This is a genomic window from Burkholderia sp. MSh2 (assembly GCF_000731655.1).
In the GTDB taxonomy this organism is placed as follows: Bacteria; Pseudomonadota; Gammaproteobacteria; order Burkholderiales; family Burkholderiaceae; genus Burkholderia; species Burkholderia paludis.
This window is the reverse complement of the sequence record NZ_JPGM01000004.1, coordinates 94,305-114,332: the sequence shown is the minus strand read 5'-3', so window position 1 is coordinate 114,332 and position 20,028 is coordinate 94,305. Positions and strand designations below refer to the sequence as shown.

The window sequence follows — 20,028 nt, the reverse complement described above, 5'->3', positions numbered from 1 at the left end:
GACAATCAATCGGACAGGCGCGACGCGGTGCGTGACGCCTTCGCGCGTTCGGCGCGCTCGAGTTCGGCGCGCACGAGGCGCGCGATCTCGGCGGGATCGGCGCCGGGCGGCGGCGCGATGTTGATGGTGATGGGCCCGGACGCGGGCGCGGCGCTCGCGAAGGCAGCCGGCGCGGTGAGTGGCGGGCGGTAGTCGAGCGGCGTGTTGTAGCGCTCGAGCGGCGCGGCGGCGCCGATCGCCGGGCTCGCGGCGAAGGCGGGCGGGCCGACGAGTGCGGCGGCGGTCGTGAGCGCGGCGGCGGTGCGGATCGTGCGGGTTGGGGTGGTGCTGGTGTCGGCTCCACCCGTGCCGTTGCCGGGTGCGGCTGATGCAGCCGAATCCTGCATGCCCAGTTTTTCCTTGAGCCAGCCGAGCGCCGAGCTGCCCAGGTTGCCGACCGAATCCTTCAGCGTGCCGAGGCGATTCGTGATGCCGTCGACGAGCCCCGAAACGAGGCTGGCGCCGATTTCCTGGAAGCGCGTGCCGATGCTGCCGAACCAGTCGCCGATGCCGGCGAGCGAGGTCTTCACCCACTCGACGGTAGCGTCCCATTTGGCGGTGATCCAGTCGCCGGCCGCGCCGAACGCACCCTTGATGGTTTCCCACAGCGCGATGAATTTCGGGCCGAGCGTGTCCCAGTGCTGCCAGACGTAGAACGCGGCCATCGCGATCACCGAGATCACGGCCAGCAGCGGATTGGCCAGCGCCAGGCGGCCCAGCACCAGCAGCGCCTGCCCGATCATCCCGAACGCGCCGAGCATCGACGACGCGAACTGGAGCACCGGGAGCGCACTCAGCACGGTGCCGAATACGGTTGCGAGTGTGCCGACGGCGACGAACAGCCCGGCGAGCACCGTCAGCGTCGTGACGATCACGTTCGCGGCCGCGGGGTGCTCGCGCATGAACCGGACGACCTTGCCGATCGCGCTGGCCGTGAGGTCGAGCGCCTTGTTGTAGAGCGGGGCGACCCGTTCGCCGATCTCGAGCTGCAGATCGCGCAGCTGCGCGAGCGCGGCGAGCTCGCGGCCCTGCGTCGACGCCATGCCTTTCGCGTTGAGCGCGCCGATGCCGTCGGCGTTTGCGCTCTGCCGTTCGGTGTCGTGGATCTGCTCGCGCAGCTCGACCATCTTCGAGAGCAGGCCGCCCGCGGCCTTGTCGGGGAACAGCGTCGCGATCGTGGCCTTGATCTTGTCGGGGCTCGTGATCCCTTTCGCGGCGAGCTTCGGCAGCAGCACCTTTTCGAGCCATTCGAGCGGCGAAGCCTGCAGCATGGCGCTGCCTGCCAGCGCGCCCGGCTTGAGCCCGCTGATCGCGCCGTTCCTGCCGTGCCTGACTTGTTTCGGATCGACCAGGCCGAGCGCCGCCAGCCGCCTGGCGGCGGGTGCGCTCGCCTTGCCTTCGAGGACGCTGCCGGACAGCGCCGCGAGCCCTTCGCCGGCGGCCTTGCCGCCGAGCTTCTCGATGAGCGGCTGCATCTGGTAGTAGAACGCGTCCGTGCGCAGGCGCCGGGCTGCGCCGCCGCCCGATTCCGCGAAATTGTTCCACTCGTCGCTGCTGACGTTGCCGCCGGTCGCGAGCAGCATCTTCTGCACGGCATCCGCTTCGCCGGCGCCTGCGGTTTTGTCTTTCGTGCGGCCGCGCAGGTCGATCACCTTCAGCATGCCCATGAACTTGTCGACGTTCGCCTTCGCTTCGTCCTTGCCGTACAGCGCCTCGTTGGCCGACTTCATCTCCGCCACGGTCTGGATCATGACACGCGCGCGCTGCTCGTCGCCGCCGAGCGCCGACAGCGATTCGCGCATCAGCGTCAGGTTGTCGCTGGTCGACTGGCCGCTGACCTGCTGCGTGCGCGCGAATTTCACGGCGTCGGCCGAGGCGCCCTGCGCCCGCATGCGCAAGGTTTCGCTTTCGGCCTGCTTCGCGGCGTCGAGCGGCTTGGACAGCATGCCGAACATTTCCGTGCCGACGCCCTTGACGGCCTTGCCGCGCTCCGTCCACTTCTGGCCGACGGCGCGCAGCGATTCGAGCTTCGCGCGCCGTGCTTCGGCGCGTTTGCGGCGCCCGTCGTCGTACGCGAGCACGTCGGCCCGCATCTGCGCCTGGCGTCGCCTGCTGTTCACGGCCAGATTGAGCTCGTGCTGATCGAGATTGCGCGTCTCGACGCCCGCACCGATCAGCTGCGCGCGCAACTCGCGGATGCGTGCGACCTGCCTGCCTTGCGTGGCCGTGAGTTCCGTTGCCGAGCGCTGCACGTTGTCGAAATCGTCGATCATCTGGCGCGACGGCGGACCGGACTCGCGCAGCGACACGCGCAGCTGCCCGATGCGCAGCTTAGTCAGCTTGAGATCGGTCGCCGTCCTGGCTACGCCGCTGCGCAAATCGCGAAACTCGCTGATGCGCTTCTGCGTCTTCGCCATGTCGTCCAGCTCGCGGCGGGTCGCGCGCAGCGATGCAGCCAGCCCCTGGTTGCCGGTCAGCATCATTTGCAGGGGCTTCGTCATGTTGTCGACCAGGTCGAACATGACGCGCAGTTTCGTGGTGTTGTCCATCGTCGCTCGTTTCGCTCATTGGGCGCCGGCGCGCACTCGCGCGCGCTCGCGCCAGTCCATCAGCTCGGCCAGGCTGAAGGCGTCCATCACGGGTGGCGTCCAGCCGAACACCGTCGCGATGTCCGCCATCGGGTCTTCTATGCGGTCTGGGAGGCCAGTCGGGATTTCACGGCCTTCGGCATCAAAAAACCGGCGAAGATGCCTCCCAGTTGCACGAGGTCGGCGGGGTCGATGTTGGCGACGTCGGCTTCCGTCAGCATCGGCGAGCTGATGCGCGGCAGCACCTTCGACAGTGCGACCACGTCGAGGCTGACGAGGTCGGACAGCGACACGCCGCGCAGCTCGCCCGATTTGGGCTTGCGCAGCGTGATCGAGGTGATCGTCTGGCTGCCGCGCACGAGCGGGGTATCGAGCGTGTGCGTTGCCGGATCGTCCTGTTCGGGCGCGGCGTCGGCGGCCACGGCGGCCGCAGTGGTCGCGACGGGGGCGTCGGCCTGCAGGTCGTGCACGGCCGGTTCGGATTGCATCGGATTCATGGTGGTCCTGTGGTGATCTGTCGGGAGGAGCGGCGGAGAAACCCGGCCGGTATGGCCGGCCGGGCGGCCGATTACAGGCCGATCGCGTTGCGCAGCGCCGCGAACAGGTCGTTGCCGTTGACCTTCTCGATCATGTTGACGAAGTCGATCTCGATCACGTCCTGGCCGTTCACGGACAGCTTGTAGTAGCTGGCGACGGTCGTTACCTTGAACGCGGTGTCTTCCTTCGATTTCGCGGTGCCCGGGTCGATTTCGCTGTGGCGGCCGCGGATCACGATCTCGATCGCGTCGACACTGGTCGAATCCTCGGACTGGTAACCGCCGGCGAAGCGCAGCAGCACGCCGTCGTGCTTCGTGATCGCGTACTGGCCGAGCACGGAGCGCATGAAGCCGCCGCAGGTCCATTCGAGCTGGATGCCTTCCTGCCCGAAGTCGACCTTGATCGGGCCGCTCATGCCGCCGCCCTGGTAGTCCTCCATCTTGCGCGTGAGCTTCGGCAGCGTGACTTCGACAACCTGGCCGACGAAGTTCTCGCCGTTCTGGAACAGGTTGAATCCCTTGAGTTTGCGAGGCATACCCATCGTGTTTGACTCCTGGTGAGGCCGGTCGTTACGCGCTCACGCGCGCGGCGAAATCGGCGAGATAACGGTCGGTGATGCGCTGGCGCAGCATCAGGTTTTCGAGCGGCGGAACCGGCGTGTATTCGTAGTCGAGATATGCCTTGCCGGACTTCAGCACGTCGGTCGTGTTCGGCTCCGGGTCGTACCAGGCCGAGCCGCCGATCAGGTAGCCTTGCGAAATCCATTCGCGGAACTTGGCGTTGATGGTCTCGATGATGTCGCGCGGCAGCGACGGGTTCAGCGGGCCGTCGATGATCGCCATCTGCGCTTCGGCGATCGAATCGGCGATGACCTGCGCGGTGCGCGTGTAGTTCTCGAACGCGAACAGCGGATCGTCCGAGCACGTGCGCGAACCCCAGAAGCGGAAGCCGTTGCGGTTCACGAGCGTCGTCACGTCCTGCTCGTTCAGGAAGCCGGCGTCCGTCGCCGGGTCCTGCAGATCCCACGACACGTCGGCGCTGATGCCGGTGACACCGTTCACGCCGACGTTCGACAGTGTCTTGTGCCAGCCGGTGTCGTTGTCGATCTTCGCGCGCAGGCCGGCCGCGTATGCGGTGGCCGGCACGACGACGGTCGTGTTGGTCGTGTCGTCCCACGCGAGGAAATCCGGCCAGACGACCATGAGTTCGCGCTGGCTGAACTGCTTGCGATACGTGACGGCTTCTTGCTTCGTCTTGCAGCCGTTGGCCGACACGTACGCGAATGCGCGCAGCGACTGCGCGATCGACGCGAGCGCGGCGGCGACGGGTTGCGTGTCGAGGCCCGGCGTCGCGAGGATGCGCGGTTTCACGCCGAAGCGCGCCTGCGCGCCGAGCAGCGCCTTCATGCCCGTGTACTTGCCGTCGGCGGTGACGCTGCCGATCACGTTGGTCGCCGTTTCGGCGGCGTCCTTGCCTTCGGCGACGCGCACGACGATCGTGACGGGCTTGGTCTGCCGGCCGATCGCGTCGAGCGTGCGGCGCAGCGTGCCCTTGGTGCCAGCCTTGCCGAGCGCGGCCACGACGTTGGTCAGAAGGACCGGCGTGTCGAGCGGGAAGGCGGTGGCGTCGGCGTCGGACGCCGTGCAGACGATGCCGACGACGGCCGTCGACACGGTGCGGATCGGGCGCGAGCCCTCGTTGATTTCGATGACGCGTACGCCGTGGTGGTAATCCTGCGGCATGGTGTGTGGCTCCTGTGTTTGCAGATGAAAGAGAACGGGAGGAATCCCGTGCGGATCAGGTCGCGGGGTTCGCGACCGGAGCTGCAGGTGCGCTTGGTTCGTCAGGCTGGGGTTCCGGCTCCGGCTCCGGCTGCGGCTGCGGCTGCGGCTGCGGGGGCGAAGGCGGAGGCGCTACGTACGGCGCCGGCGTAGTCGGCCACGTCACAGAATCGGGGAACGTGTCTGCCTGGATGACCGAAACGAGCGCCATCTGGTAGGCCGACCAGGCCTTGAAGTAATAGATGCCTTCGTCGTCGAGCAGGCCCGCGGCGTACGCGTCGGCCTTGCCGGCGTTGGCCTTGCGCGCGGCTTCCAGGCGGCGTTCGAACTCGGCCATCGCGGCGTCGCGTTTCTCGCGCTCGAGCAGCGCGGCCGGGATGACCCACGCGCCGTCGATCCACGCGTGGCGCGTCGACGGTTGCGCCTCGGTCGTCAGGCCGAGTTCGTCGGGCGTCTTTCCGGCGGTGGCAATTTCGACCGCTTCGCCCGTGTCGGTGCGATAGCAGACGCGGCCGCGGAAGTCCGGCAGCAGCGTCCACGCGCCGTCGCGGTAGAACGGCCAGGTCGTCGGCGTGCGCGCCGGCGGCGCGTCGAACGTCGCCCATGACGGCACGAGCCAGCGTTCGGGGTTGCGCGGATCGGCATCGGGCTGGCCGCTGCTCAGGTATTCGCCGTTTGATTGGCTGTAGTGATGGATCAGCATGTTTCGTTATCCAGGTTAGTAGGCGCGGATCATGGCGAGCAGCGCGACGTTGCGCGGCCGTGCTTCGTTGCTGCCGTCACCGTTGACGGTGATGGCGTGGCTGTGGCGGCCGGCGCCGCCGATGCCGACCCCGTGGCCGTGGTTGCCGGCTTCGTTGAGCCAGATGCCGGTTCCGGCGCCTTCGGTGCCATGCAGGTCCTGCCGGTCCCAGTTGTATGGGCCCCAGCCCTGGCCATAAGAGGTGGCGACGACACCGACGCGCCCCATCCGGACACCGTGACCGTGCCCCGGGTCATTGACGCCGTGGCCGTGTTGTCCCTGGCCGTCAGTCCACGCTGAGTGCGAGTGATCGCCAACTTCATTCGCGCTCGCGCCGTGGCCGTGCCATCGGTTCGCGCTGTCCTGCCACGAGCCGAGGATTCGATTGGTGTCGATGCCGCGTGCGTCGTCCCAGCACCGGATGTGTTCGCCTCGCAGCTCCGGCAGACGGAACGTCGTCGTGCCGTTGCCGTGCGAGAAGCTGCCCCACAAGGCCTTCTGCCATTCGTCGTCCGTCACCAGTGCGCCGCTGGCTTGCGCGTATGCCCACAGTGCGGGGTAGTCGGCGCGATTGACGAGTGCGCCGTTGGCTTTGAGGAAACCCGAACGTACCGATGTGCGCGGTTCGAAAACGATCTGGCCGATGGAGGTCGTTGACAGCGCGGCCAGTACCCATTCGGTTGTGGCGAGCGCTGTCGACCGGTCGGCAGCGGCGGGCGTTGGCGCTCGCACGGGCGTTTGAAAGACGGTGCCGCCCGGCGTGAACGTCACCTGCGGGGTCGAGTTGCACGTGACGCCGAACGCTCCGTCGTTGATGTGATACAGGCCGGTGTCCGGTGTGCCGTCGTTGCTGAACGTGAGGGACGGTACCCCGGCGCTGCCTTCCGACAGGAAAAGCCGCTTGCCTGGGTCGAACTGGAGATCGCCGGCCATCGTGCCGCCTGTCGCGCGATCGAGCGGCGTCAGGTTGCCGGTGTGCCATACCGGCTTGCCGTTCACGCGGAAGGTGCGATCTTCCCGAAAATACTGGAATGCGTCGTTGTCGCTCCACCAGCCGACCGTCTTCGCGTTGGCGTAAAAGTAGCCATCGATGGGACCGACTCTGATGCGCCCTTCGTCCGTATTCTTCCCGACTCTAAGATCGCCACCGATGTCCGTCCAGGCTCCGCTGTTGCTGATGCGCACGGTGCCGTCGGCGAGAGACCAGGAAAACGGCCGGAATCCGTTGCCTGGGCCGTCTGGATCGCCCTTGCTGGTCGACAGCAGATACATATCCTTGCCGTCGTTGCGCAGGAACGCGCCGTAGTCGCCATAGACTGCCCGAAACTGAGCACCGTTGGCGTCCATCGCCCGCGAGATCAACCCACCATTGAAAGTTGCATTTCCCGCCGCCTGAATCACATTGCGGCCGTCATCGCGGGTATCACCGACGAGCAGCCGCTTCGCGACCGAGAATGTCTGTGTGCCGCGACTGACACGAAATGCGGGGAACTGCGTGACACCGTCGTCGGCGAACGCGTTCATGCCGAAGTCGTTGCCATTGTTCCCGCCAGTTGCCGCGCCATCGCGCTTGAACATCGACCAGCGGAACTTGCCGCCGTCACCGAAGAACAGGGTCGAGAAGTTGCCGGCGCCGCCGTCGATCGACGCATTCCTGGAATAGCTCGTGCCTTCGGCGGCGATATCGCCGCCGACGCGCAGCCGCGAATCGCCGTCGTCGTTCTTGACGTCGCCCACCAGCACCCGGCCGCCGTAGCCGATGCGCAGCGCACGCGCCTGGTTCGCATCGCTCTGGTTGTCGTTGGCGTTGCGGTTCAGCCAGACGTCGACGTATTCACGCCCCCACGAGCCGTTGTCGAAACCCGCGCGCATCGTCGCGACGAGGCGCGACCCGGTATCCGGGTTGTTGCCGCCGAACGTGCCGTGCAGGCGCACGCGGCTTTCGCGTCCGTTCTTGCCCGTCGGCGGACGAATCGACACATGCGCGGTGTCCGGGCCGGCATCGAATTCGGTCGCGACCGGGCCGGTGAACTTGGCGCCGGTCAATGCCGCATACCGCGACGCAGCCGTTTTCGGCGTGACGGCACGCGTATCGTCGCCGCCGGCATTCACTTCCGCCTGCGTCGCCAGCTCGACCACCCCCTGCCGCTCGGTGGTCGCCGGCGGATTCAGGAACGACGCGTCGCCGAACACGAGTTTGGTCGCGTCGATCGCGGTGAACTGCATGTCGGTCGACAGCAGCAGCAGCGCGGCCGGCGACTTTTCCATGATCGGCGTCGTCTGGCCGTACGCGGCCAGCAGCACGCCGTTCTCGAGATAGAGGCCGAACCCGTACAGCGAGTACTGGTCCGCGGTGTCGTCCTTCAGCGTCGTGTGGATCGTGTCCGGCGCGACGTTGGCGCCGCCGAAGGACTTGATCCGCTTCAGCTCGTTCGGCAGCTTCGTGAGCCCCTTGTCGGCGACGAACGGAGCGTTCGACAGGCCGATTTCCACGACCTGGTGGGCGCTCGTGCCGCCGTTGCCGGCGGCGACGAGGGCGGCACGGCCGGCGTCGGTGATGATGATCTGGGTTGCCATGTGCGATCAGTAGTCGGTGAGGTTCAGGCGGCGATAGGCCGCCACGCGCGCAGCGGCGCCGACCGGTTGCCGGCCCCGCATCTCGAAGCCCTGCGTGAACGTGTAGTGCGCCCGTACCGGCTTGGTCCGGTCGATTTCCGCGAGGATGTCGGCGACGTATTCGGCGGTCGGCGGCTGACCTTCCTGGCCGCTGACCGTCATCACGAGGTCGAACGTGCCGGGACGGCCCGGCGGGCGCTGCTCGAACCATTCACGCAGGACGATGTTTCCGCCGAAGGCCGCGACGACTTCGCGCACCGACGCGGCGGTGCCCTTGCGGCGCGCGATCGGGATCGCCTGGCCGGCGCGGGCGCGCTTCACGTACTCGGGCCAGTAGTCCTTCCACGCATCGACGCCGAGGTGCCATGCGAGCCACGGCAGCAGGTCGGAGCGGATCGCGTCCGGGTTCATCAGCGTCGCGACTGGCGTCGGCACGTCGTCGATGCACGCGTGCGTCGACGCGAGCCGGCGTTCGAGCCGTGTCGCGTTCGGCGGCAGGATGTCATTCATTGCTGTACACCCCGCCGTCGATCAGCTCGATCGCGGTGCAGTAGGGCGCCTGCTGCTTCGTCGCCGGCAGGCCGGCGAGCGGGCTTTCGAGGATCACCTTCTGCACGCCGGCCGCGCGGGCGGCCGCGTAGATCCCGTCGAGCGTGACTTCCATCCCGAGTCGGTGCATCGATTCGGTGTACTTCTTCATCGCGCGGTTCGCTTCCGCGAGCGCCACCGCGCGATCCGGGCCGGCGAAGAACACCAGCCGCGCGCGTACCTGGTAGCGCAGGATGTCCGCGCCGCGCACGCTGACCTGGTCGGTGAGCGGGCGCACGTCGTCGGCCTGCAGCGCTGCGGCCACCGCGTCGATCAGCGCCGGGTCGGCCGTTCCGTCGCCGTTGCGCGCCAGCACCGTGACGAGGACTTCGCACGGGGCGGGGCTGACCGCCGACGCGTCGAGCACGCGCCCGTCCGCGTTGCGCGCATGCGAGACGTACGCGCCTTCGGGGCCGGCGACGGAGAAGCTTTGCGGCGCGAGCTGCGTTCGGGCGCGCAGGTCGGTGTCGCTTTCCATGACCGCGGCGATGTCGTGTTCCGGGTCGGCGGGCGTGATCGTCAGGCGCCGGATGCCGAACAGCGCCGCGAGGTGGTCGAGATCCGCGCCGACCGCGTACGCGAGCATCACCGCGCGCGCCGCATCGTTCACGCGCTGCCGCAGCACGATCTCGCGGTACGCATTCTCCTGCAGCAGCTTCACGAGCGGCTCCGATTCGAGCGCGAGCGTCGCGGCGATCTCGGCCTGTTCCGCGGCCGGGTAGAGCGACACGAGCCGGGCCTTGCGCACGGCAAGCAGCGTTTCATAGTCGATCGTTTCGACGACATCGGGCGACGGCAACTGGGAGAGGTCGATCGGCGTTACGCTCATGCCGCGCTCCCGGTTGCGACCGGCACGCGGGTCGACACGGTCGTGCCGTTCTCGCCGGTCCAGCCTTCGATGTCGAGGTAGACCGAGCCGGCCGCCGCGTTCGCGTCGTCCGCGGCGAGCACGACGCGGGTCAGCGTCAGGCGCGGTTCCCAGCGCATCAGCGCGGTCGCGACGGCGGCATACAGCCGCGTACGCACGGTGCCGTTGCCCGGCGCGTCGATCAGGTCGGGCAGCTCGGAGCCGAATGTGCGGCGTTTCACGCACGACGCGAGCGGCGTCGTCACGATCTTGCCGATCGACTGGTAGAAATGGTCTAGGCCCGAGATCGAGCGGCCGGTGTTCGCGTTCATGCCTTTCATTGCGGTGCGCTCACGAGTTGTCCATCGCCTTGTTCGCGATGCGTGTGATGCGGGAGGCTGATGCCCTGGGAAGTCACTTCGCGGGTGAAGGTGGCCGCGCCGTCGATCTGCATCGTGGCGCCGCCGCCGGCTCCGCCGGTGCCGGTCATGCCGGCTTCGAACGCGAACGGGCCCTTGACCGTCAGCGCGCCGGTGCAGGTCGTCTGCTGCGCGTCGAGCGTGACGCGCTCGGCGTGCACGGTCGCGTCGCGGGTCTGCACGACGACCGACGCCGGCGCGACGACACGCACGGTCGCGCCGGCCGGCAGCTCGGCGGTGAGCGCATGCGCGGCGTGGTCGTAGGTGATGCTTGCGCCGTCGGGATAGACGCGTGCGTGCGTGTCCGGGCTCGACGCCGGCGCCGGCGCGGCATTCGAATAGACGCCGCGCAGCGCGACGCCCTGCGCCGGATCGCCCATCGGGCAGAGCAGCACGACCTGTTCACCGGGCGTCGGCGGCAGCCAGTCGCGGGTTCCGCCGGCGGTGCCGGCGACCCAGGGAATCCAGTTGGTCTGCAGCCCGCCGCCGTCGGCATCGGCGTCGCCGACCGAGACGCGGCACAACGCGGCCGCATGATCGACCGCGAGGATCGTTCCCTTGCGCACCGCGTTGCGTGCCTGCCGTTGAATTTCGTTAGCGTCCATGCAGCCATGGTGCCGGCCGGGCGGTCACGGCGCGAGCGATGGCCTGTGTCGTCGCGGCGACGACAGCGCGCGGCGGATGCCGGCACGAAGACGTGCGTCGAAAATCGTCGTACCGGTTGGCGTGAGGATGGAGTCGTGCGGCTTGGCGGTGCTGTCGCAAGGTTCGGCTGCGCGGCCGGATCGATGCCGTGAAGGAAGGTGACGGGCCGCATGTTCGGGGGGGCGCGCTGCGGCGGCGTGCTGAAGAGGTGTGAGTGACTGGCCGTGTCGATGTCTTGTGGCGAAGCCGGGTGGCGGTCGTCGTTGCGAGGCGCGTGGAGGGGTTTTCATCCATCGTCAACGCAGTCGATGACCTGCTCGATGTTGCAACGGGCTGATTCGACGGGACGACGGGATCATGCGATCGGCATCGCGATCGCACCGTGCAGTTTCGCCGCGGCGTGCGAGGAGGCAAGAGCGGCCGCGGTGCGCGGCCGTTGCCGGATCGGATGAAGGCGACGAGAAGCGATGCGCGCGCCCGAGCGCACCGCACACGGATTCGATCGGGCGCGCAGAAAGGCGGGCGCGACGCCCGCCGCACTCACCGGATCTGCGGCAGCGCGACCCAGGTCAACGTATCGGCCGGATCGACCCGCGTATCGTCGACGTGCGTGATCACGTGGCCGCCATCCGGTCCGCTCGTGACGACGACGCTTTCCGTCAGCGCCAGCCGGATCGACAGGTCGGCCGCCGCCTGGTCGCGGATGCCCACCTCGAAGGTGATGCCGCTCGCGCGCGAGGCCGGGTTCGTCACGAGATCCGGCTGGTTCGCGCGCGCCCATTCGACCAGCGCGACGAACACGCGGTCGGTGTCGCCGGAGAAATTCGTTGCGAGCACGTGCGCCGTGTAGCGGTATTCGAACGACGGCGTCAGCGATCCCGTCGCCGCGATCGACCCTTGCTCGACGAGCACGGTCAGCGCGCTCGGTTCGGTCCCGAAGGAAGGGATCGCGGCGACGAGCGCCCGCCGCAGGCTGTCGGGCTTATTCATGCGGACGGTCTCCGTGGCCGGTTGCGGGCGTGCCGGCCTGGCACGCCGCGATCATGTCGACCGTCGCCGCGCAGCGCGCCCAGGCCGCCTTCGCGAGCGTGAGCGCGGCGTCGAGCTCACCGTTGGTGCGCGGCGCGAGCATCGGCAGCGTGCAGCGGCTCACCGTCTGGCACGTGATCGACGTAAGCGTCGGCGCCGGTGAGAGCGGGATTGGCTTGCAGGCGGACAACGTCGTCAGGCAGAGGAGTGCCAGCCCAGGCGCGAAGCGCGGCGTTTTCATCGGTCAATCTCCGGTTTTCAAGTCGAATGGCGTCGAGCTTCGAGGCGATCGCGGTTTGCGAGCGGTCGAGGCGCGCCTGCTGTTGCGCGCGTGCGGCGGCGTCCTGCTGCATGCGTGCGATGACGCCGTCGCGCCCGGCCAGCGTCTGTCGTGCGTCGACGAGTTGCTGCCGCGCGAGCGCCAGGTCGGCATGCAGTGCATGCAGATACAGCGCCGCGGCCGCGCACGCGGCGAGCGTGACGAGGCAGGCGGCGCATTTCGCGGCGAACCCGTTCATGCGGCGACAGACGCACCGACCGCGGCTTGCGATGCATACCGGTCGTAGGCGCGCGCGAGCTTCACGTCGTAGAGGTTTGTCGCGTAGTCGGGCCCGTTGTACGCGCGGGCGAATGCGGCCCACTGGCGCGCGCCGAGCATCCGGCGCAGCGCGCTGTCGGCCGCGACGTAGCGCACGAAGGCGTCGAGCTGCTGCGCTTCGCCGCTTTCCATGCACGCGACGAATTCGTCGATGCCGGCATAACCGAGGTGTTCCCAGTGATAGCCCATCACCTGGAACGCACCCCAGCTCGCCGATTCCCACGCAGCGCCGGCATCGATCGATTCGGCCGCGGCGAGGCGCGTGTATTCCGCCGCGCTGCCGCGATAGCCGCCGCGCGTGCGCGACACGATGTCCGGCTGCCGGGCCGCGAACGGCGCGGGATCGATGCCGCGCGCCTGCAGCCGCTTCCAGAACACGTGGCGCTCGAACAGGATCACGGGCCGGCCGTCGGGCAGGAACCCGGCACCGCGGGATTCGACCTCGTTGACGGCGCGCACGCATGCGAGTGGAACGTCGAGCGTGCGCGCGGCGCGTTCGAGGTCGGCGAGCGCGAGGCGCTTCGGATCGCGCTGGCCGGTGGCGAGTGCGGCATAGGTCTTCGGGCCGGCGATACCGTCGTCGACGAGGCCGGTTTTTCGTTGCAGCGCGATCACGGCGGCTTCGGTTGCCGCGTCATAGACGTGCGTGACCTGCACCGCGTAACCGGCGCGGATCAGCCGGCGTTGCAGCAGGGCCACGTCGTCGCCGTGATCACCGAGGCGGCGGGTTTTCATGATTCATTCACTCCTCAGAAGGCGCGCGACGTTGCCGCGCGTGCCGCAGACGGACATCGCGAGCAGCACCGCGGTGGCCGCGTCGAAGAAGCCGGTCGCGCCGGCGTGCAGCAGCAGCTCGATCGATGCGCCGCCGGCGATCGCCGCGACGGTCCACGCGAACCACGCGGCGCGATGCCGGTGCCGCGCGCCGTTGCGCCGGTAGGTGAGCACGCGCACGAGCACGGCGACGTGGGCAGCGAGCGCGATCAGCGCGAACGGGAGATGCATGTCATCCCCCTCTGCGGAACAGGGAGAGCAGATCGAGGGTCTTGACGCGCTCGATGAGCTGCAGCGTGACGGCGATGACGAGCGCGGCCGCGAAGAACGCGGCAACGCCGGTCGAATGGATCGGCGTCGCGGCGACGATTTCGGGCGCGGCGAGATAGCCCATCACGAGCGAGATCAGCAGGTAGGCCGCGCGGCGCGCGACGCCGATCTCCTTCGACGTGACGACCACGAGCGCGGCACCCGTGAACGCGCCGATCAGCGCGTTGCCGTCGATGCCGGGCGCGAGCCCTGCGACGCCGATCGCGGCGGACAGCAGCGCAGCGGTGGTGAGGTTCGGTTCGGCCATGACGGCGATTCCAGGGTCAGTCAAACAGTTGCAGCAGCGGCCGGGTGCGCGTGACGGTATCGAACGGCGGCAGATGGACGGGCGTGCCGGCCGGCAGCACGACGCCGAGGCTGGCGAGCCTGGTGTTGGCTTCGAGCACGGCCTCGACGGTGCCGTCCGTGCGGCCGTAATGACGCCAGCAGAGTGCGTCGACCGTATCGCCCTGCAAGGTGCGCGCGATCATGACGGTTGCCCGCGATGCGGGACGGTGTGGCGGCGGGCGGTTGTGCCGGCCGGCGTGCGGGGGAGGCGTGTCGATGTCGTGCGGCTTGCCATGGCGAGGTTCCGGACCGTGAGGCAGTGAAGATGATTCCCATGGTCGAGCTTCGCGGGGCGGCGTTCAACGGGACGCATGCGTGACCTGTGCGGGCACGCAGCGCGGTGCGTGCCGCGATGTGCGGCGCGCTTTACGCTTCTCGGGACGGTGCGCGATGTTCGCGGGCGGGCGCCGCGCATGCCGTGCAGCGGAATGGCAGCTTGCGTGAACCGGGGCGGCCTTGATTGACCTTGGCCGATCTTGGTTTTGCAGTGAGCGTGGTGTGCAGCGCCTTGCCGGGCAAGGGGGCGGCCGGCGTAGGTAAAACTCCGAAGGCAGGGGTTGCTGGTTCGATCCCAGCCGGGCGCCAAAAATGGCCACTCCAGGCTTTCCGCGGTTCCGCCGCGTCGCAGTTTTCCCGTTTGCAGTAACATTCCGGCCGGTTTGGCGGCTTCCGATCGCGTGCGCATCCGGTTGGTTCGACTCCGGTTCGACGTGCCCGAAGCCTTGTCCGAGGCGCCGATCGACAATATCGGCGGAAACGAGGAATAGCCGCGTCGCCTCGCGGGCGGCGCTCACCGCATGAGCAAATCACTCCCCATTCAGTTCATCAACGGGCCGGACGGCGCGCCGGCCTTCGTCGTGATTCCGTACGCCGACTATATGGCGCAGCAGTCTGCCGCACGCGATCCGGTTCCGCACGAACTCGTGACGCGCGCCGTGTTCGACGGAAGCTCTCCGGCGCGTGCATGGCGCGAGTATCTCGGGTTGACGCGGACCGAGGTAGCGCGACGGATCGGCATCAGCCGGGCGGACTACGCGAAACATGAAAAGCGCGGGAAGCTGCGCAAGTCGATGCGCAAGAAAGTCGCGGCCGCGCTCGATATCACGCTGGCGCAGCTGGATTTCTGACGCGCGTGCCGGCCCGGCACGGCGCGCCAGCATCCCAACCACTGCGGCAGCAACCCGCAACCGTATGCTGGTGCCGTCGTGCCGTGCCGTGCCGTGCCGTGCCGTGCCGTGCCGTGCCGTGCCGCGTCGCGTCACCGTCGTGCGAGAATCCTCCGCAACGACAACTCCAGGCGTCGATCGCGGTGGCCGTCCGCGCGTCGCGCCGACTTCAGATGGCTGCCATCCCGTCTCCCTCGACCGCTGTTGACGCCAGCACCCTGACCGACGCACAGCAGGCGTTGCTCGCGCGTCTGCTTGCGTATTCCCCCGACGACCCGGACGCGCCGCTGCCGTACAGCCGGCGCCTTGCCGAAGCCGAAGGCTGGTCGCATGCGCACGCGCTGGCCGTGATCGACGAATACAAGCGCTTCGCGTTGCTCGCGCAGATTGCCGGGCACCCGGTCACGCCGTCGGTCGCGGTCGATGCCGCGTGGCATTTTCATCTGCAATACACGCACGAGTACTGGGACGTCTTCTGCGCCGACGTCCTGCGCGCGAGGCTGCATCACATGCCCGGCACAGGCGCGCCGGACGAGGCCGCCGTGTACGCGCAGCGTTACCGCGACACGCTCGACAGCTATCGCCGGCTGTTCGGCTGCGAGCCGCCCGCGTCGATCTGGCCGCCGCCCGCCGGCCTGCGCGACGCATCCGGCGCGCGGCAGCCGGAACCGTCGGCGAGTGCGCCGGCCGCCTCGCCTGCCCACAGGACCTGGCGCGACCGGCTGCCGACACTCGCGTGGGCGGCCACGGCCGCGAGCGTCGCCGCGAGCTGCGCATCGGCGCAGGACTTCAACGTGCTGAACTACACGGGCCCGCAGTTCCTGGCGTTCTACGTGCCGGCGTGCGTCATCGCGTTGCTGCTGATCGCGGCGCTGCAGGCGATCGAGTTCCGGCGCCGCCGTTGGGGCGGGCGCACGCGCAAGGCGTCGGCCGACCTGAGCGCCGACGAAGTCGCGTATCTCACCGGCGGCGAGGCGCGGGTCGCGCAGGTCGTGACGCTGTCGCTCGCGCATGCGGGCGCGGTCGACCTGTGGACGGTCCCCGGGCAGGGCGGCTACGTGAGGATCGGCGATCCGGACCGCGCGGGCCGGCATGACGACCACTGCGCGTGGCTCAAGGAGCAGCCGTCCGGCACCGTGCGTTACGACCTGTTTCGCAAGCGGCTAGCCGGTTACGCGAAAGAGGTCGCCGACGGGATGCGTGCGCAGGGCTGGCTCTGGGCGCCCGGCGAGATGCGCGCGTCGCGCATGGCCGCGCGCGCGATCGTGCTGCTCGTGCTCGGCGTCGGCGCCGCGAAGCTGGCGGTCGGCCTGAGCCGCGGGCGGCCCGTGCTGCTGCTCGTCATCTGCATGGCGGTGTTCGCGATCGCGTACCGGATCGTCGCGCGGCGCATGACAGGCTTCGGCCGGGGCGGCGCGACGGCTGCCGGGCGGGCCCTGCTGCTCGCGCGCCGTGTCGCGCACGATCCGCGGGCCGCGCGGGACCCGCAGCAAACATCGGATACGCACGGCTCGCAACCGGCGCAGGATCGCGAACGCGGCGATCCGGACCCGTTGCTGTGGACTGCCGCGCTGTTCGGCGCGAATGCGCTGGCCGGTACCGCATGGTCGGCGTACTCGAACACGATGCTGGCCACGTCGCGGATATCGTCGATTGCCGCCGTGAAAGCCGGCAGCGGAGGTTCGTTCGATTCGTCCGACAGCAGTTGCTCGTCGTCGAGCTGCAGTTCGTCGAGTTCGTGCAGTTCCAGCTCGTGCAGTTCGAGCAGTTGCGGCGGGTGTTCGTCGAGCAACTGAGCGCGCGTCGCGCCTGCGTAGGAGGCGAACGCAGGCGGCGCGCCGTCGGTGGCGGCCGCGGCAACGCGCCGTCAGGGCATTGCCGACGGCACGGGGCGGCCGGATCCAGGCGGTGCTTCTGCCGGTGCCCGGATGTCGCGGCGGCGTGCCGGGTGCGAGCCGCCGAGGGCCGGCTGGTGCGCGCGCCGGCCGTCGCCGAACGCCGGCCCGGGTTGATTGCCCGACCCATCCGGCCCGTGGGCTCCGGATCGTCCCCGCGCCTATCGAGTGAATAGAAGCCAGAACGCCGTTCTTATCCGTTGTAGGTTGCCGCCGCCCGCTTTCTATACTGCATCGTTCATGCTCGCGGTCCATGCGCCGCGGCGTTTCCCATCGCCGTATCGGGCGGCCCGGTATCGAGCCGCCGCAACGGCACACTTGCGACCGCAAATGAACGTTACGACCTCCGACGATTGTATTGGCGTGCTGCCTGACCATCCGTGGTCGAAGCACTTCATCGTGCTGGGCTACCGCGATGGCGCCCTGTCGACGATTCCGAACAATTTCTTCCGCAACTGGCTCGATGAAGAGGCGCAGGTCGGCACCTTTCATATCGGGCGCTGCTCCTTGCTCGGCGTGGGCTCGATCGTCAAGTACGACCAGGGCGTGCAGAAGCTCGTGATCGGCAAGAACGTGGCCGGCGGCCTGCGCCTGCGCTTCCTGCTGAACGGTCAGCACGAGATCGGGACCATTTCCACGACCCTGTTCAGCATCTTCGGCAACGGCCTCACGAATGCGTCGATGCCGCAATACGAGGACACCGTGATCCACAACGACGTGTGGATCGGCGACGAAGCGCTGTTCCTCGGCGGCAGCCAGATCGAGAGCGGGTGCGTGATCGGGGCGCGGGCCGTGATTCCGCCCAATTTCCGCACCGAGGCATACGGAATCTACGCCGGATCGCCGGCCCGGCTGATTCGTTTCCGCTTCACGGAGAAAGTGCGCGAACGGCTGCTGCAGCTCGCGTGGTGGGACATGCCGCTCGACTGGATCAAGCGGCACAACGACGCGTTTCTGATCGACCTCGCCGCCGACGAAGGGCGCGCGCTCGATACGCTCGCGGCACTCCAGGAATCCAAGGACCGTGCCATGAGCCAGCCCGGCCAGCCGGCCGCCTCGGCGGCGCCGGTCTGACCGTCGGTTCGCGCCGCGCAGTGACATGACACCCGTTTCCGACGAAGCCGTATCGATACAACACGCGGCAACCCTGTGCCAGAACGGCCAGTTTGCCGATGCGCTGTCGCGGGTCGTGCCGCTGCTCGACCGGCCGGCGCCCGCCGTCGCGGCGCTGCACATCGCGGCCGTCTGCGCGCTCGGCCTGACCCGGCTGGCCGACGCGGAGGCGTGGTGGCGACGCGCGATCGACACGATGCCGGCGTTCGAGCCGCCGTACGACGGCCTGGGCGCGCTGCTCGTGTCGCAAGGGCGCCTGGCCGACGCCGAGGCGCTCCTGCGTCGGCAGATCGCGTCCGTCACGCCGTTGCGGGTGTCGCACCATCACCGGTTCGGCAAGGTGCTCGAAGCGCTCGGCCGGCTCGACGAAGCCGAGCAGGCGTTCGGGCAGGCGCTGCTGATCGAGCCGCAGTCCGCCGACGTGCTGACCGACCTCGGCAACCTGCTGCGTGTGCGCGGCCGGCATGCCGAGGCGGAGCTTGCGTACCGGCTCGCGATCGCCGTGCGCGCCGATCACACGCTCGCGCACGCGAACCTCGGCGCGATCCTCGTCGACATGCAGCGGATGCCGGAAGCGGAAGCCGCCAGCCGCCAGGCGCTCGCGCTGTGCCCGGATCATCCCGAGGCGCATTACAACCTCGGCGTCGCGCTGCAGAACCTCGATCGCTTGCCGGAAGCGGAAGCGGCCTATCGCGACGCGATCCGTTGCCGCCCCGGCTTGCCCCAGCCGCACAACAATCTCGGCTGCGTCCTGCGCGCGCAGGGCCGCCACGACGAGGCGACGGCCGTCTTCGCCGATGCGCTGTCGCTCGCTCCCGACATGGCCGAGGTGCACTACAACCTCGGCGCCACGTTCGCGCATGCCGGTCGCCATGACGACGCCGAGCGTGCGTATCGCCGCGCGCTGGAGTTGCGCGCCGACTACGGCGATGCGCACTTCGGACTGGCGACGCTGCTGCTCGGTCTCGGCCGGTTCGAGGAGGGCTGGCGGCGTTACGAATCGCGCTACGAACAGGCGGCGTTCGTGCATCGCCGGACCCGCGAGGTGTTGCCGTGCACGCAGTGGCAGGGCGAACCGCTGGCCGGCAAGACGCTGCTCGTCTGGCAGGAGGACGGCCTCGGCGACATGCTGCAGTTCAGCCGCTATTTCCCGGCGTTTCGCACGCGGCAGGCCGCGCGGGTGGTATTCGCGTGCCAGCCCGCGCTGCATCGGCTGATGGAGGCGGTCGACGGCATCGACGCGGTGCTCGATCACGAGACGGCGACGGCGCAGGCGGCGCAGTTCGATTACTGGACAAGCCTGCTGAGCGCGCCGATGCACACGGGCACGACGCTCGACACGATCCCGCCGCCGGTGCGGCTTGCGCCCGATCCGGCCCGTGTCGCGCGCTGGCGCGCGCGTCTCGATGTGCTGCCGGCCGGCCCGCGCGTCGGCCTCGTGTGGAAAGGCAACCCGAAGCATCACAACGACGCGCACCGCTCGCTGCCGTCGCTCGCATTGCTGACGCCGCTGTGGAGCGTGCCGGGCGTGCAGTTCGCGAGCCTGCAAAAAGGGCAGGGCGAGGACGAGGCGTGCCAGCCGCCGGGCGGCCTGCCGCTGCTGCACCTGGGCTCGGAGATCGACGATTTCGCGGATACCGCCGCGATCGTCGCGCAACTCGATCTCGTCGTGTGCGTCGATACGTCGACCGCCCATCTGGCCGCCTCGCTCGGCAAGCCTTGCTGGGTGCTGCTGCCGAATCAGGATGTGGACTGGCGCTGGATGCACGATCGCGACGATTCGCCGTGGTATCCCGGCACGGTGCGGCTGTTCCGGCGCGGGCGCGACGAGAGCTGGATCCGGATGGCCGAGCGCTTGCGCGGGGCATTCGCCGCGCATTTCGCGGCGGGCCGCGCGATGGCGGACGAAACCGCGCGGGCCGTCTGATACGACCACGCCCGCCGTGCGCGTTCGGCGACACGGCATACTGCGGGAAGCCCGGCCCTGCCGTACC

The 20,028-nt window shown here is 68.8% G+C and carries 22 protein-coding genes; 4 read left to right on the top strand and 18 right to left on the bottom strand.

Annotated features, from left to right (window positions below; genetic code table 11):
• Positions 1–5 precede the first annotated feature (5 nt).
• The 18 genes from GQ57_RS03035 to GQ57_RS02950 form a co-directional block, all read right to left on the bottom strand.
• Positions 6–2,588 carry a hypothetical protein gene (locus tag GQ57_RS03035; RefSeq protein WP_034197046.1) on the bottom strand — a complete coding sequence of 861 codons (2,583 nt, stop codon included), beginning with the start codon at positions 2,586–2,588 and terminating at the stop codon, positions 6–8.
• Between the two features lie 15 nt (positions 2,589–2,603).
• A complete protein-coding gene (locus GQ57_RS38735; RefSeq protein WP_006484104.1) occupies positions 2,604–2,717 on the bottom strand; it encodes a GpE family phage tail protein in 114 nt (37 codons plus the stop codon).
• 8 nt (positions 2,718–2,725) lie between these two features.
• Complete coding sequence (locus GQ57_RS03025; RefSeq protein WP_034197045.1) at positions 2,726–3,124, bottom strand: phage tail assembly protein; 399 nt, start codon at positions 3,122–3,124, stop codon at positions 2,726–2,728.
• Positions 3,125–3,195: 71 nt separating this feature from the next.
• Positions 3,196–3,705 carry a phage major tail tube protein gene (locus GQ57_RS03020; protein ID WP_034188121.1) on the bottom strand — a complete coding sequence of 170 codons (510 nt, stop codon included), beginning with the start codon at positions 3,703–3,705 and terminating at the stop codon, positions 3,196–3,198.
• A gap of 28 nt (positions 3,706–3,733) precedes the next feature.
• Positions 3,734–4,906, bottom strand: coding sequence for a phage tail sheath protein (locus GQ57_RS03015; RefSeq protein WP_034197044.1), 1,173 nt, complete (start codon positions 4,904–4,906; stop codon positions 3,734–3,736).
• 55 nt (positions 4,907–4,961) lie between these two features.
• Positions 4,962–5,648 (bottom strand): tail fiber assembly protein, encoded by a 687-nt coding sequence (locus tag GQ57_RS03010; RefSeq protein ID WP_034197043.1) that lies wholly within the window; start codon positions 5,646–5,648, stop codon positions 4,962–4,964.
• A 15-nt stretch (positions 5,649–5,663) separates the two neighbouring features.
• On the bottom strand, positions 5,664–8,264 hold the full coding sequence (locus GQ57_RS03005) for a phage tail protein (protein WP_034197042.1): 2,601 nt from the start codon (positions 8,262–8,264) through the stop codon (positions 5,664–5,666).
• Positions 8,265–8,270: 6 nt separating this feature from the next.
• Positions 8,271–8,813, bottom strand: a complete 543-nt coding sequence (locus GQ57_RS03000) for a phage tail protein I (protein ID WP_034197041.1) — start codon at positions 8,811–8,813, stop codon at positions 8,271–8,273.
• Complete coding sequence (locus GQ57_RS02995; protein ID WP_034197040.1) at positions 8,806–9,720, bottom strand: baseplate J/gp47 family protein; 915 nt, start codon at positions 9,718–9,720, stop codon at positions 8,806–8,808. Before GQ57_RS02995 ends, GQ57_RS03000 begins: the two co-directional genes overlap by 8 nt.
• The gene (locus tag GQ57_RS02990) at positions 9,717–10,079 is read right to left on the bottom strand and encodes a GPW/gp25 family protein (protein ID WP_034197039.1); all 363 of its coding nucleotides are present in this window, start codon (positions 10,077–10,079) and stop codon (positions 9,717–9,719) included. Before GQ57_RS02990 ends, GQ57_RS02995 begins: the two co-directional genes overlap by 4 nt.
• On the bottom strand, positions 10,076–10,762 hold the full coding sequence (locus GQ57_RS02985) for a phage baseplate assembly protein V (RefSeq protein ID WP_034197038.1): 687 nt from the start codon (positions 10,760–10,762) through the stop codon (positions 10,076–10,078). Before GQ57_RS02985 ends, GQ57_RS02990 begins: the two co-directional genes overlap by 4 nt.
• Before the next feature lie 580 nt (positions 10,763–11,342).
• Positions 11,343–11,792, bottom strand: coding sequence for a phage tail protein (locus GQ57_RS02980; protein ID WP_034197037.1), 450 nt, complete (start codon positions 11,790–11,792; stop codon positions 11,343–11,345).
• Entirely contained in the window at positions 11,785–12,021 is a 237-nt protein-coding gene (gene lysC / locus GQ57_RS43565; protein WP_235215008.1) for an Rz1-like lysis system protein LysC, read from the bottom strand. Before lysC ends, GQ57_RS02980 begins: the two co-directional genes overlap by 8 nt.
• Entirely contained in the window at positions 11,909–12,349 is a 441-nt protein-coding gene (lysB, locus tag GQ57_RS41270) for an Rz-like lysis system protein LysB (protein ID WP_034197035.1), read from the bottom strand. Before lysB ends, lysC begins: the two co-directional genes overlap by 113 nt.
• The gene (locus GQ57_RS02965) at positions 12,346–13,164 is read right to left on the bottom strand and encodes an N-acetylmuramidase domain-containing protein (protein WP_034197034.1); all 819 of its coding nucleotides are present in this window, start codon (positions 13,162–13,164) and stop codon (positions 12,346–12,348) included. The genes lysB and GQ57_RS02965 overlap by 4 nt, the downstream gene beginning before the upstream one ends.
• Before the next feature lie 3 nt (positions 13,165–13,167).
• A complete protein-coding gene (locus GQ57_RS02960) occupies positions 13,168–13,434 on the bottom strand; it encodes a phage holin family protein (protein WP_034197033.1) in 267 nt (88 codons plus the stop codon).
• Between the two features lies 1 nt (position 13,435).
• Complete coding sequence (locus GQ57_RS02955) at positions 13,436–13,780, bottom strand: putative holin (protein ID WP_034197032.1); 345 nt, start codon at positions 13,778–13,780, stop codon at positions 13,436–13,438.
• 16 nt (positions 13,781–13,796) lie between these two features.
• Positions 13,797–14,003 (bottom strand): tail protein X, encoded by a 207-nt coding sequence (locus GQ57_RS02950; protein ID WP_034197031.1) that lies wholly within the window; start codon positions 14,001–14,003, stop codon positions 13,797–13,799.
• Positions 14,004–14,657: 654 nt separating this feature from the next.
• Between GQ57_RS02950 and GQ57_RS02945 the strand changes: the two genes are divergently transcribed.
• The 4 genes from GQ57_RS02945 (at position 14,658) to GQ57_RS02930 (ending at position 19,961) form a co-directional block, all read left to right on the top strand.
• Positions 14,658–14,987 carry a helix-turn-helix domain-containing protein gene (locus GQ57_RS02945; protein WP_034197030.1) on the top strand — a complete coding sequence of 110 codons (330 nt, stop codon included), beginning with the start codon at positions 14,658–14,660 and terminating at the stop codon, positions 14,985–14,987.
• Between the two features lie 212 nt (positions 14,988–15,199).
• On the top strand, positions 15,200–16,822 hold the full coding sequence (locus GQ57_RS02940) for a TIGR04222 domain-containing membrane protein (protein WP_034197029.1): 1,623 nt from the start codon (positions 15,200–15,202) through the stop codon (positions 16,820–16,822).
• A 429-nt stretch (positions 16,823–17,251) separates the two neighbouring features.
• On the top strand, positions 17,252–17,995 hold the full coding sequence (locus tag GQ57_RS02935) for an acetyltransferase (protein WP_031397039.1): 744 nt from the start codon (positions 17,252–17,254) through the stop codon (positions 17,993–17,995).
• 25 nt (positions 17,996–18,020) lie between these two features.
• Positions 18,021–19,961 (top strand): tetratricopeptide repeat protein, encoded by a 1,941-nt coding sequence (locus GQ57_RS02930; RefSeq protein ID WP_034197028.1) that lies wholly within the window; start codon positions 18,021–18,023, stop codon positions 19,959–19,961.
• The last annotated feature ends 67 nt before the right edge of the window (positions 19,962–20,028 follow it).

Excerpts from the sequence above, each read along its gene's own strand:
- GQ57_RS03035 (WP_034197046.1), bottom strand. The coding sequence starts at position 2,588 with ATGGACAACACCACGAAACTGCGCGTCATGTTCGACCTGGTCGACAAC.
- GQ57_RS38735 (WP_006484104.1), bottom strand. The coding sequence starts at position 2,717 with ATGGCGGACATCGCGACGGTGTTCGGCTGGACGCCACCCGTGATGGAC.
- GQ57_RS03025 (WP_034197045.1), bottom strand. The coding sequence starts at position 3,124 with ATGAATCCGATGCAATCCGAACCGGCCGTGCACGACCTGCAGGCCGAC.
- GQ57_RS03020 (WP_034188121.1), bottom strand. The coding sequence starts at position 3,705 with ATGGGTATGCCTCGCAAACTCAAGGGATTCAACCTGTTCCAGAACGGC.
- GQ57_RS03015 (WP_034197044.1), bottom strand. The coding sequence starts at position 4,906 with ATGCCGCAGGATTACCACCACGGCGTACGCGTCATCGAAATCAACGAG.
- GQ57_RS03010 (WP_034197043.1), bottom strand. The coding sequence starts at position 5,648 with ATGCTGATCCATCACTACAGCCAATCAAACGGCGAATACCTGAGCAGC.
- GQ57_RS03005 (WP_034197042.1), bottom strand. The coding sequence starts at position 8,264 with ATGGCAACCCAGATCATCATCACCGACGCCGGCCGTGCCGCCCTCGTC.
- GQ57_RS03000 (WP_034197041.1), bottom strand. The coding sequence starts at position 8,813 with ATGAATGACATCCTGCCGCCGAACGCGACACGGCTCGAACGCCGGCTC.
- GQ57_RS02995 (WP_034197040.1), bottom strand. The coding sequence starts at position 9,720 with ATGAGCGTAACGCCGATCGACCTCTCCCAGTTGCCGTCGCCCGATGTC.
- GQ57_RS02990 (WP_034197039.1), bottom strand. The coding sequence starts at position 10,079 with ATGAAAGGCATGAACGCGAACACCGGCCGCTCGATCTCGGGCCTAGAC.
- GQ57_RS02985 (WP_034197038.1), bottom strand. The coding sequence starts at position 10,762 with ATGGACGCTAACGAAATTCAACGGCAGGCACGCAACGCGGTGCGCAAG.
- GQ57_RS02980 (WP_034197037.1), bottom strand. The coding sequence starts at position 11,792 with ATGAATAAGCCCGACAGCCTGCGGCGGGCGCTCGTCGCCGCGATCCCT.
- lysB (WP_034197035.1), bottom strand. The coding sequence starts at position 12,349 with ATGAACGGGTTCGCCGCGAAATGCGCCGCCTGCCTCGTCACGCTCGCC.
- GQ57_RS02965 (WP_034197034.1), bottom strand. The coding sequence starts at position 13,164 with ATGAAAACCCGCCGCCTCGGTGATCACGGCGACGACGTGGCCCTGCTG.
- GQ57_RS02960 (WP_034197033.1), bottom strand. The coding sequence starts at position 13,434 with ATGCATCTCCCGTTCGCGCTGATCGCGCTCGCTGCCCACGTCGCCGTG.
- GQ57_RS02955 (WP_034197032.1), bottom strand. The coding sequence starts at position 13,780 with ATGGCCGAACCGAACCTCACCACCGCTGCGCTGCTGTCCGCCGCGATC.
- GQ57_RS02950 (WP_034197031.1), bottom strand. The coding sequence starts at position 14,003 with ATGATCGCGCGCACCTTGCAGGGCGATACGGTCGACGCACTCTGCTGG.
- GQ57_RS02945 (WP_034197030.1), top strand. The coding sequence starts at position 14,658 with ATGAGCAAATCACTCCCCATTCAGTTCATCAACGGGCCGGACGGCGCG.
- GQ57_RS02940 (WP_034197029.1), top strand. The coding sequence starts at position 15,200 with ATGGCTGCCATCCCGTCTCCCTCGACCGCTGTTGACGCCAGCACCCTG.
- GQ57_RS02935 (WP_031397039.1), top strand. The coding sequence starts at position 17,252 with ATGAACGTTACGACCTCCGACGATTGTATTGGCGTGCTGCCTGACCAT.
- GQ57_RS02930 (WP_034197028.1), top strand. The coding sequence starts at position 18,021 with ATGACACCCGTTTCCGACGAAGCCGTATCGATACAACACGCGGCAACC.